Origin of the sequence: Microbacterium sp. 69-10, from assembly GCF_001897945.1 — a bacterium.
GTDB lineage: Bacteria > Actinomycetota > Actinomycetes > Actinomycetales > Microbacteriaceae > Microbacterium.
The window spans coordinates 21,503-32,253 of sequence record NZ_MKRT01000028.1 but is presented as its reverse complement, the minus strand read 5'-3'; the positions used below and the strand labels follow the sequence as shown (position 1 = coordinate 32,253).

General features: G+C 69.3%; 9 protein-coding genes and 1 pseudogene. 3 read left to right on the top strand and 7 right to left on the bottom strand.

Going from position 1 to position 10,751, the window contains the following annotated elements; all coding sequences use genetic code 11:
* Window positions 1-267: pseudogene (locus tag BGN97_RS14595) on the bottom strand (30S ribosomal protein S4); the annotation flags it as partial.
* Window positions 268-439: 172 nt separating this feature from the next.
* Window positions 440-1,759, bottom strand: coding sequence for a replication-associated recombination protein A (locus BGN97_RS14590; RefSeq protein WP_292703010.1), 1,320 nt, complete (start codon window positions 1,757-1,759; stop codon window positions 440-442).
* Between the two features lie 92 nt (window positions 1,760-1,851).
* Between BGN97_RS14590 and BGN97_RS14585 the strand changes: the two genes are divergently transcribed.
* From BGN97_RS14585 to BGN97_RS14575, 3 genes are all read left to right on the top strand, one after another.
* On the top strand, window positions 1,852-2,157 hold the full coding sequence (locus tag BGN97_RS14585) for a hypothetical protein (protein ID WP_292703007.1): 306 nt from the start codon (window positions 1,852-1,854) through the stop codon (window positions 2,155-2,157).
* 118 nt (window positions 2,158-2,275) lie between these two features.
* Window positions 2,276-3,562 carry a DUF349 domain-containing protein gene (locus BGN97_RS14580; RefSeq protein ID WP_292703593.1) on the top strand — a complete coding sequence of 429 codons (1,287 nt, stop codon included), beginning with the start codon at window positions 2,276-2,278 and terminating at the stop codon, window positions 3,560-3,562.
* A gap of 66 nt (window positions 3,563-3,628) precedes the next feature.
* A complete protein-coding gene (locus BGN97_RS14575) occupies window positions 3,629-4,186 on the top strand; it encodes a hypothetical protein (protein ID WP_292703004.1) in 558 nt (185 codons plus the stop codon).
* Here BGN97_RS14575 and BGN97_RS14570 read toward each other — a convergent pair.
* The 5 genes from BGN97_RS14570 to ruvB form a co-directional block, all read right to left on the bottom strand.
* Complete coding sequence (locus BGN97_RS14570) at window positions 4,173-6,425, bottom strand: bifunctional (p)ppGpp synthetase/guanosine-3',5'-bis(diphosphate) 3'-pyrophosphohydrolase (RefSeq protein WP_292703001.1); 2,253 nt, start codon at window positions 6,423-6,425, stop codon at window positions 4,173-4,175. The two genes, BGN97_RS14575 and BGN97_RS14570, sit on opposite strands and share 14 nt — an antisense overlap.
* Window positions 6,426-6,497: 72 nt before the next feature.
* On the bottom strand, window positions 6,498-7,493 hold the full coding sequence (gene secF, locus BGN97_RS14565; RefSeq protein WP_285632075.1) for a protein translocase subunit SecF: 996 nt from the start codon (window positions 7,491-7,493) through the stop codon (window positions 6,498-6,500).
* The gene (secD, locus tag BGN97_RS14560; protein WP_292702997.1) at window positions 7,490-9,247 is read right to left on the bottom strand and encodes a protein translocase subunit SecD; all 1,758 of its coding nucleotides are present in this window, start codon (window positions 9,245-9,247) and stop codon (window positions 7,490-7,492) included. The genes secF and secD overlap by 4 nt, the downstream gene beginning before the upstream one ends.
* A 35-nt stretch (window positions 9,248-9,282) precedes the next feature.
* Window positions 9,283-9,699 carry a preprotein translocase subunit YajC gene (locus BGN97_RS14555; protein WP_292702994.1) on the bottom strand — a complete coding sequence of 139 codons (417 nt, stop codon included), beginning with the start codon at window positions 9,697-9,699 and terminating at the stop codon, window positions 9,283-9,285.
* An 89-nt stretch (window positions 9,700-9,788) separates the two neighbouring features.
* Window positions 9,789-10,751, bottom strand: a 963-nt coding sequence (gene ruvB, locus BGN97_RS14550) for a Holliday junction branch migration DNA helicase RuvB (RefSeq protein WP_292702992.1), incomplete at its 5' end; no start/stop codon positions are given.

Here is a 10,751-nt window from a genome sequence, read left to right as displayed (position 1 = left end):
CAGGTTCTCAGCGGTCAGGCCGTCCTTGCGGCGGGCCTCGCTGAACGCGATGCGCAGCTGCTTCTCGCGGATGCCGTACTGCTCGCGCAGACGCTGCTTCTCGCGCAGACGGACGGCGTAGTCGCTGTCGGCCTTGCGCTTGGTGCGGCCGTGCTCACCCGGGGCGTAGGGACGCTTCTCGAGGTAGCGGGCGGCCTTCGGGGTGAGCGGGATGCCCAGCGCGCGGCTGAGGCGGACCTTGCGGCGGTCCTGAGACTTCGTGACCACGAAGTGCTCCTTCCATGACGCGGACGTGTCTTTCACGACTCGCGGGCGTATCTCCTCTGCTCCGCCTTTCCGCCGCGTACGCCGAGGCGCGCCGGGAAGTGCTTCAGGAATGGAGGGATGCCCGAAAACTGGGTTTCGAGCCGATCCATGCTATCAGACGAGCCCGGACGTCTCAGCGGTCGCCGAGGATGCGGCGGATGCGCTCGAGCCGTGCGGAGACATCGCGCTCGGCACCGAGGTTCTTCGGCTCGTAGTAGTGCCGGCCGACGAGCTCGTCGGGAAGGTACTGCTGCGCCAGGATGCCCGCATCGCTGTCGTGCGGGTAGCGATAGCCCTTGCCGTGGCCGAGCCGCTTCGCACCCGCATAGTGCGCGTCGCGCAGATGGATGGGCACGCGCCCGAAGCCGCCGCCGCGCACATCGGCGATCGCGGCGTCGATCGCCAGGTATGCGGCGTTCGACTTGGCCGTCGTGGCGAGATAGATGGTCGCCTCGGCGAGCGGGATGCGGCCCTCCGGCATGCCGATGAACGCCACGGCATCCGCCGCGGCGGTGGCGATCGACAGCGCCTGCGGATCCGCCAGACCGATGTCCTCCGCCGCGGAGATGACCAGCCGGCGGGCGATGAAACGCGGGTCCTCCCCCGCCTCGATCATCCGCGCGAGGTAGTGCACCGCGGCATCCGGGTCCGACCCGCGGATGGACTTGATGAACGCGCTGATCACGTCGTAGTGCTCGTCGCCCTGGCGGTCGTAGCGCAGCAGCGCACGGTCCACGGCCTGAGCGACGTCGTCGGCCGTGATCTCCGCCTCGCCTCCGCGCGACAGCGCGACGGCGGCGGCCGCCTCGAGCCCGGTCAGCGCCCGGCGGGCATCCCCGGAGGCCAGCCTGATCAGCGCGGCGCGCGCATCGTCGGCCACCGTGACCGCGCCGGACAGACCGCGCGCATCCGTGATGGCGCGATCGACCAGAACGCCGATGTCGTCGTCGGTCAGCGGCTGGAGCGTGAGCAGCAGGGAACGCGACAGCAGCGGTGAGATGACCGAGAACGAGGGGTTCTCGGTGGTCGCGGCGATGAGGATCACCCAGCCGTTCTCGACACCCGGGAGCAGGGCGTCCTGCTGCGCCTTCGTGAAGCGGTGGATCTCATCCAGGAACAGGATCGTGGTCTGGCCGTAGAGGTCCCGCTGTGTGATGGCCTCCTGCATCACCTCGCGTACGTCCTTGACGCCCGCGGTGATCGCGGACAGCTCGACGAACCGTCGACCGGACGACCGCGCGATCGCCTGCGCGAGCGTCGTCTTGCCGGTGCCGGGTGGGCCCCACAGGATGATCGACACCGCGCCGGGTGCCTTGGCGTCAGGATCGGCGAGGGCCACGATGGGAGACCCCGAGCGCAGCAGGTGCGCCTGCCCCGCCACCTCGTCGAGCGAGACCGGCCGCATGCGCACGGCGAGCGGCGTCTGACCCGAGAGGAGCGGAGCGGAGGTCATGACTCCAGGCTACTGGGGGCGTCGGACACCGGGACGCACCCGGGTAGGCTCACTGCAGCGACAGTACCGAGCGACCAGGGTCAGGAGCTTCGATGGCGGCACGCGGTTCCCGTGGCGCGCAGCAGCGCGCACGCACGGATGCGGAACGAGCACGTCTCTACGCGGCACGTCGCGACTGGAACGACGGACTCGTCGCTCGCAGGCGCCGCGACACGGTGATCGCCGTGGTCGCGGGCGGACTCATCGTCATCGGGGCCGGAGTGAGCCAGGCGGTCCACGCGCAGGTCAGCGCACCCGCTCCGAAGCCGTCTCCCACGGCGACCGAGCCGGCGCCCGAACCGCTGCTGACCCCGCCCGCCGACGAGTCGCCCGCACCCACGCAGACTCCCGGCGAGTGAACTAGGCTGAGCGGAGTCCTTTCCCACTCCCGCGGACAGACCGCGCAAGGAGAACACCGTGTCTGACGACAACGCACCCAAGCCCACCCCGCCGATCCCCGCACCGCCGCGCAAGCCGATGCCGCGGGTCACCGCCGCTCCCGCCGCAGCCCCCACGGTCCCTGCGCCGGTCTCCTCGGACGCGTCCGAGTGGGGCCGTGTCGCCGAGGACGGCACCGTCGAAGTGCGGGAGGGCGACGACTGGCGTCCGGTCGGGCAGTACCCGGACGGCACGCCCGACGAGGCCCTCGCCTACTACGCGCGCAAGTTCGACGACTTCGCCGTCAAGCTCGGCACGCTGGAGACCCGGGCGCAGGGCGGCGGGAGCTCGGCATCCGATCTGACCAAGCAGGCGAAGCACCTCCTCGACGAGGTCACGGGCGCCGCCGCGGTCGGCGACCTCGCAGGACTCCGCACGCGCATCGAGACGCTGATCAGCTCGCTCTCCGAGGCCGCCGCGAAGGAGGCGGAAGCCGCCAAGGAGGCGCTGGACGCCGCGATCGCCGAGCGCACCGTCATCGTGGAGAAGGCCGAGGCCATCGCCGGCCGCGATCTCGCCAAGGTGCAGTGGAAGCAGGTCACGGCCGAGATGGCCGAGCTGTTCGACGCGTGGCAGGCGCACCAGCAGGACGGGCCGCGTCTGCCCAAGGGCACGGCGCAGCAGCTCTGGAAGCGGTTCCGCGACGCCCGTTCGACCGTGGACAAGGCGCGCCGCGCGTTCTTCTCCGAGCTCGACGATGTGCACCGCGCCGCGCGCGACGTGAAGTCCCGTCTGGTCGAGCGCGCCGAGGCGCTCGCTCCGCGCGGCATCGACGGCATCCCCGCCTACCGCACCCTGCTCGACGAGTGGAAGGCGGCCGGCCGCGCCGGCCGCAAGGCCGACGACGCGCTCTGGGCGAAGTTCAAGGCCGCCGGTGACGCCCTCTACGCGGCGCGCGCCGAGCAGGCCGCCGCCGAGGAGGCGGACTCCGCACCGCGCATCGAGGCCCGCGAGGCGCTTCTCGAGGAGGCGAAGGCAGTCGCCGACGAGCCGAACCTCAAGCGCGCGCGTCAGCTGCTGACCCGCATCCAGCGTCAGTGGGACGAGGTCGGGCGCATCTTCCCGCGTGAGAAGGAGCGCGCGCTGGACGACCGCATGCGTTCCATCGAGCAGGCGCTCAAGTCCCGCGAGGACGTGGACTGGAAGAAGAACAACCCCGAGACCAAGGCGCGCGCGAACGACATGAGCTCACAGCTGCTCGACGCGATCGAGAAGCTCGAGCAGGAGCTCGCCGCGGCGGAGAAGGCCGGCGACAAGAAGGCCGTCAAGGAGGCGACGGAGGCGCTGGCCGCCCGTCGCGCCTGGCTCAGCGCGCTCGGCGCCTGATCCGCGTTATCCACAGTATGAGTCGTGCGCGCCCGTCATCGGGCGGCACGGCTCATACTTCTTTGCATGCATCCTGCCCTCTTCTACCGGCCGGGCGAGCGCCTCTCGCTCCCTGAACTGGGCGCCGCGCGGCTCGACGGAGACGTCTTCGAGGTCGGCGAGGGGTTCATGCCTGCGGACACCGTCGAGGAGGCGGATGCCAGGGCCACGAGCCTGCGCGACCTCATCCCCGCGCATCTGGCCGCCTGCGGTCCGACGGCGGCGTGGATCCACGGCGCCGGTGACGCGCCGCCGCAGATCCACCACGTGCGGCGAGCCGGCCCGACCCGCGGACGCGTCGGCTTCTCACCCCGGGTGGTCTACCACGAGCGTCGTGCCGCGCCCGAGGAGCTCCTGTCGATCGGCGGCATCGCGGTCACGACGCCCCTCGCCACCGCAGAGGAGCTGCTGTTCGCGGCGACGAGGCCGGACGGCGACGACGAGATCTGGCTGCGCGCGCTGCTGCTGCTGAACCCCGAGCTGGTCGACGCGCTCCGGTCCACGCTCGCGGCCACGGCGCGGCGCCCCGGAAGACGCCGCGCGGTGCAGCTGATGTCGGAGCTCGCGACGGTCAGGACGTCGTGACGCGGTACACGTCGTAGACGGCGTCGATCCGCCGCACGGCGTTCAGCACGCGGTCCAGGTGCACCGAGTCGCCCATCTCGAACACGAAGCGGCTCAGCGCCAGACGCTCGTCCGTGGTCGAGACGGTCGCAGACAGGATGTTCACGTGGTGCTCACTGAGCACCCGGGTCACATCGGAGAGCAGCCCCGAGCGGTCCAGCGCCTCGACCTGGATCTGCACCCGGAACACGCTCTTCGTGGTGGGCGCCCACTCGACCTCGACGAAGCGCTCGGGATCGCTGCCGAGGGCCTTGACGTTGACGCAGTCCTTGCGGTGGACCGAGACGCCGCTGCCGCGGGTGACGAAGCCCACGATGGGGTCGCCGGGCACGGGCGTGCAGCAGCGTGCGAGCTTCACCAGGATGTCGGCGGCGCCGCGCACGAGGATGCCGGAGTCGCCGGAGCGTGCCTCCCTCGCCGGAGTGTGGCCGGGCAGCTCGATGGCGCCGGTGCTGGTGTCCGGCTCCGAGGCGACGAGCGCGGTGACCTTCTCCAGCACTGACTGCGTGGAGACGTGCCCCTCGCCGACGGCGGCGTACAGCGCCGTCACGTCCTCGTAGCGCAGCTGGTGCGCGACCTCCGCGAACGACTCCTGACTCATCAGTCGTTGCAGCGGGAGGTTCTGCTTGCGCATCGCGCGGGCGATGGACTCCTTGCCCTGCTCGATCGCCTCCTCGCGGCGCTCCTTCGTGAACCAGCCCTTGATCTTGTTCCTCGCGCGGGTGCTCTTGACGAACGTCAGCCAGTCCTGGCTGGGGCCCGCATCCGGGTTCTTCGAGGTGAACACCTCGACCACATCACCGCTGCGCAGCTCCGACTCGAGCGGGACCAGCCGGCCGTTGACCTTGGCGCCCATCGTGCGATGGCCGATCTCCGTGTGCACCGCGTAGGCGAAGTCCACCGGCGTCGCGCCCGCAGGCAGGCCGATGACACGCCCCTTCGGGGTGAAGACGTAGACCTCCTTGGCGCCGATCTCGAACCGGAGCGAGTCGAGGAACTCGCTCGGGTCCGCGGTCTCGGCCTGCCAGTCGGAGATGTGGGCGAGCCAGGCCATGTCGGCATCGGTCTTGCGGGTCTCGACCTTGCCGCCGTTCATCCGCTCCTTGTACATCCAGTGCGCGGCGACCCCGAACTCCGCCTGCTGATGCATCTCGTGCGTGCGGATCTGGATCTCCACCGTGCGGCCGGAGGGCCCGATGACCGTGGTGTGCAGCGACTGGTAAAGGTTGAACTTCGGGGTGGCGATGTAGTCCTTGAAGCGGCCCGGCAGCGGCGTCCAGCGCGCATGGATCGCTCCCAGGACCGCGTAGCAGTCGCGCACCGAGTTGACCAGCACGCGGATGCCGATGAGGTCGTAGATGTCGTCGAACTCGCGTCCGCGCACGACCATCTTCTGGTACACGGAGTACAGCTGCTTGGGACGGCCGACCACCTTGCCGCGGATCCGCAGCTCGCGCAGGTCCTCGTCGATCGCCTCGATCACCTGCTGCAGGTACTTCTCTCGCTGCGGGGTGCGCTGGGCGATCAGGCTGTTGATCTCGGCGTAGATCTTCGGGTGCAGGACGGCGAAGGACAGGTCCTCGAGCTCGGACTTGATGGTCTGGATGCCGAGCCGGTTGGCCAGGGGCGCGTAGATCTCCAGCGTCTCCTTGGCCTTGCGAGCGGACTTCTCGGGGGGAACGAATCCCCAGGTGCGCGCATTGTGCAGTCTGTCGGCGAGCTTGATGAGCAGCACCCGGATGTCCTTGGACATGGCCACGATCATCTTGCGGACGGTCTCGGCCTGGGCGCTCTCGCCGTACTTGACCTTGTCGAGCTTGGTGACGCCGTCGACGAGCATCGCGACCTCGTCGCCGAACTCCTCGGTGAGCTCGCTCAGCGCGTAGCCGGTGTCCTCCACCGTGTCGTGCAGCAGGGCGGCCGCGATCGCGCGCGGCCCGAGCCCCAGCTCGGCGAGGATCTGCGCGACCGCGAGGGGGTGCGTGATGTAGGGCTCGCCGCTCTGACGGAACTGCCCCTCGTGCTTCTCCTTCGCGACGCGATACGCGTGCTCGATGATCGGGAGATCGCCACGGGGATGATTCGCACGGACCGTGCGGATCAGATTGTCCAGGTCGTTGACGCGGGGCGCGCGGGAGAAGATGCGCGGCACCAGCCTGCGCAGGCTGGATCCCTGCGATGCGACCTGCGAATCGGCCATCTGTGCTCCCGTCCCCGCGATGTGTTCATCCTACGCGGGGACCGGGCTCACCCGATCCCCGCAGGGGTCCGCTCACACGGAGGTGGTCGCTGCGGCGCGCTCGCGCGCCTGGAGCACCTTCTTGTCGTGCGCGAGGATCTCCGGCTCGTTCTGGCGGAACGCCGCATACAGCGGGGCCGCCACGAACAGGGTGGAGTACGTCGCGACGAGGATGCCGACGAAGATCGACAGCGAGATGGCCGAGAGCGTCTCCGCACCGAACCAGAAGGCGCCGATGAAGAGGATCGCGCCGACCGGAAGAGCGGCCACGACGGACGTGTTGATCGAGCGGACCAGGGTCTGGTTGACCGCGAGGTTGACCGACTCGCCGAAGGTGCGCTGCAGACTGACGGCGTCCTCCTGGGTGTTCTCCCGCACCTTGTCGAACACGACCGTGGTGTCGTACAGCGAGTACGCCAGGATCGTCAGGAATCCGATCACCGCGGCCGGGGAGATCTCGAAGCCGGCGAGGGCGTAGATGCCGACCGTGATGACCAGCACGTCCAGGAGTCCGAGGATCGAGGCCGCCGACATCTTCCAGGTGCGGAAGTAGATGCCGAGGATCAGGAAGGTCAGCGCCAGGAAGATCGCCAGACCCCACAGCGACTGCCGAGTCACGCCCTCACCCCAGGCGGGACCGATGAAGGAGTCCGAGACCTCGTCGGCCTTCACGTCGAAGGCCTTCGCGAGCGCGGCCTTGACGTCCTGCGTCTGGTTCGGGGTCATCCGGTCGGTCTGGACGCGGACGTCCTTCTTGTTGACGATGGCGACCTTGGTCGTCGCGCCGGGGACCACCGAGCGCACGGCGTCACTCGCCAGGCCCTGGTTGGTGGACGCGGGGCCGACCACCATGAACTGGGATCCGCCGGTGAACTCGATGGAGAACTGCACCGGCCGCACGAGCGGGACCAGCACGGATCCCAGCACCAGCAGGATCGCGATCACGAACCACAGGCGGCGCTTGCCGACGAACGGGAAGGAGGTCTTCCCGGAGTACAGGTTGTTGCCGAACTCATTCATGGAGATCATGAGGCGTCGGAGTCCTTCCCGGCATCCTTGGATCCCATCGCGGTGAGTGCCTCAGCGCGCTTGCGCTCGGCGATCGTCTGGCGCCGCTCGGCCTCGCCCCGAGCGCCCTTGTTGCGCGCCGCGCGCCCCTTCGAGGCGGTCTCCGCGGTGCGGTACTCGACCTCGGCGCCGCGGACGGCGCCCAGCGACTCGGCGTTCAGACCCGAGAGCCTGTGGCCGCCGCCGAAGAAGCGGGTGCGCGCGAGGATCTGCATGACCGGGTGCGTGAAGATCACGAAGATGAACACGTCGATCAGGGTCGTGAGACCCAGCGTGAACGCGAAGCCCTTGACCGTCGCGTCGGCGAGGATGAACAGCACGACGGCGGCCAGGATGTTGACCGACTTGGCGATGTAGATCGTGCGCTTGGCGCGCTCCCAGCCGTACTCGATCGAGCCGGTGATCGACCTGCCGTCGCGCAGCTCGTCGCGGATGCGCTCGAAGTACACGATGAACGAGTCGGCGGTGAAGCCGATCGACACGATCAGACCGGCGACGCCGGCGAGCGAGAGCCGGAAGCCCATGCGCCACGCGAGGATCGCGATGATGATGTAGGTCAGCACGCCCATCACGGCGATCGACGCCATGATCACCCAGCCGAGTGCGCGGTAGCTGAGCAGCGAGTAGACCGCCACCAGGCCCAGACCGATCAGACCGGCGATCAGACCGTACTGCAGCTGCTGCGAGCCGAGGGTCGCGGACACGGTGTCCGAGCTCTGCACGGTGAAGCTCAGCGGCAGTGCGCCGTACTTGAGCTGGTCGGCGAGCGTCTTCGCGCTCTCCTGCGTGAAGTTGCCCGAGATGCTGGGCTTGCCGTTGAGGATCGCGGCCTGCATGACGGGTGCCGAGATGACCTTGCCGTCGAGCACGAACGCGAACTGGTCGCGCGGGCTGAGGTTCGCGATGCGGTTGGCGTTCAGCCGCTGGCTGATCTCGCCGAAGACCTTGGTGCCCTTGGCGTTCATCGACAGGTTGACGGTCCACTGGCCGGACTGCTGCTCGCGCCCGGCGGTGGCGTCGTTGATGACCGTGCCGTCGAGCTCCATCGGCCCGAGGATGTACTTCGCCTGGGCGTTGCCCTGGTTGTCGAACTCGCAGGCGATCAGAGGCTGGTCCTCCGGCGGGTTGCTCTCCTGCTCGGCCTTGCAGTCGAAGGCCTGGAACTGGGCCTGCAGCTTGGGCGTGATGTACGCCGGATCCGAGGCATTGGTGGGCTTCGCCGTCGGCGTGGCCTCCAGGGTGGCCGCCGGCGTCGGGTACGGCGTGCTCTTGCCGTCCTCGCCGACGAAGCTGTTCACCGGTGCATCCGTGTACAGCACGGCCCGGAACTCGAGCTTCGCGCTGGCGGTGATGCGCGCGCGGTCGGCCTTGGACGCAGCACCCGGGATCTGGACGACGATGTTGCGGCCGCCCTCGGTGGTGATGTCGGCCTCGGACACGCCCGATGCGTCCACGCGCTGGCGGATGATCGAGACCGCCTGGGTCAGCTGGTCGGACGAAGGCGCGGCGCCGTCGGGCGTCGCCGCCTGCAGGATGATCTGCGTGCCGCCCTGCAGGTCGAGCGCGAGCTCGGGGGTCCAGGAGCTGGCGGGCTTGTCGTTGTCAGCCTTGAAGACGTAGACGCCGAGCGCGTTGATGCCGAACAGCACCGCCGTCACGACGAGCAGGCCGAGGAGGACCCGCCAGGCGTGACGGGTCGGGGATGTGGATGCCACGGGGTTCCGCTTTCCGCGAGAGAGGACGCTGCGCGTCAGTTGTCGTTGTTGCGCTCGAGACGAGCCTTCGTCTCCTCGGGCGTCTCGACCTGGATCGACTCGATCCCGTCGTTCGCGCCCTGCGCCGGCGTGGTCTCAGCGGCAGTGTCCTCGGTGTCGGCCTCGTCGTCGGCGGTCTCCTCGGTGGGGTCGATGACGCGGATGATGGCCTGGCTGTGCACCTCGATGACGACGCCCGGAGCGAGCTCCACCTGGGCGGGCTTGTCGAGGTCGACCGGGTCGAAGGACACGATGGTGCCGTACAGGCCGCCCTGCAGCAGCACCTTGGCGCCCGGGACGGTCTTGGCGGCCTTCTCCTCCTGCTGCTCCTTCATCTGCTTCTGGCGCTTGCGCGTGTTCATGAACATGAACACGAGCATCACGGCGAGAAGACCGAAGAGCATGAGGGACATGGGATCCATAGGAGCAAGAGCCTTTCAGATGCACGCCGGACGCGGCGTTGCGTGAGGGGGAAACCGGGAATCCGGGAAGCCTTCAGCGATTATAGGTCATCGAACAATGCCGCGCCCTCGGGGTGCGCGACGCCCAGATGACGGTAAGCCTCGGGCATCGCGATGCGCCCGCGCGGTGTGCGGCCCAGGAATCCGATGCGCACGAGGTACGGCTCGACGACGCTCTCCACCGTCTCGGCCTCCTCGCCGACCGCGACGGCGAGGGTGCTCAGGCCCACGGGGCCGCCGCGGAAGCGCCGCACCAGGGCATCCAGCACCGCACGGTCCAGGCGATCGAGCCCGATCGCGTCCACGTCGTACAGGTCGAGCGCCGAGCGCACGTCGCCGATCGACGCGGATGCCCCCGAGCCGTGCACCAGCGCGTAGTCGCGCACCCGGCGCAGCAGGCGGTTGGCGATGCGGGGCGTGCCACGGGAGCGCCGCGCGATCTCGGCCAGCGAGTCCGCGGGCAGCGCCACGCCGAGCACGTTCGCGGAGCGGGCGATGACCCGCTCGAGGTCGCCGTCGTCGTAGAACTCGAGGTGGCCGGTGAAACCGAACCTGTCGCGCAGCGGATTGGGCAGCAGGCCGGATCTCGTGGTCGCGCCGACGAGGGTGAAGGGTGCGAGATCCAGCGGGATGCTGGTGGCTCCGGCGCCCTTGCCGACCATGATGTCGATGCGGAAGTCCTCCATCGCCAGATACAGCATCTCCTCGGCGGAGCGCGCCATGCGGTGGATCTCGTCGATGAACAGCACCTCACCCGGCGTGAGGCTCGACAGCAGCGCGGCCAGGTCGCCGGCGTGCTGGATGGCGGGGCCGCTGCTGAGCCGCAGGGGGCGCCCGCTCTCGTGCGCCACGATCATCGCGAGAGTCGTCTTGCCCAGGCCCGGAGGGCCTGCGAGCAGGATGTGGTCGGCGGGACGCTCCTGGATGCGGGCGGCCTCCAGCAGGAGCTGCAGCTGGCCGCGCACCTTCGGCTGGCCGACGAACTCGCTCAGGCTGGTGGGGCG

Coding starts and splice junctions, on each gene's coding strand:
- BGN97_RS14580 (WP_292703593.1), top strand. CDS start 2,276: ATGCCGCGGGTCACCGCCGCTCCCGCCGCAGCCCCCACGGTCCCTGCG.
- BGN97_RS14585 (WP_292703007.1), top strand. CDS start 1,852: ATGGCGGCACGCGGTTCCCGTGGCGCGCAGCAGCGCGCACGCACGGAT.
- BGN97_RS14575 (WP_292703004.1), top strand. CDS start 3,629: ATGCATCCTGCCCTCTTCTACCGGCCGGGCGAGCGCCTCTCGCTCCCT.
- BGN97_RS14590 (WP_292703010.1), bottom strand. CDS start 1,759: ATGACCTCCGCTCCGCTCCTCTCGGGTCAGACGCCGCTCGCCGTGCGC.
- secF (WP_285632075.1), bottom strand. CDS start 7,493: ATGATCTCCATGAATGAGTTCGGCAACAACCTGTACTCCGGGAAGACC.
- BGN97_RS14555 (WP_292702994.1), bottom strand. CDS start 9,699: ATGTCCCTCATGCTCTTCGGTCTTCTCGCCGTGATGCTCGTGTTCATG.
- BGN97_RS14570 (WP_292703001.1), bottom strand. CDS start 6,425: ATGGCCGATTCGCAGGTCGCATCGCAGGGATCCAGCCTGCGCAGGCTG.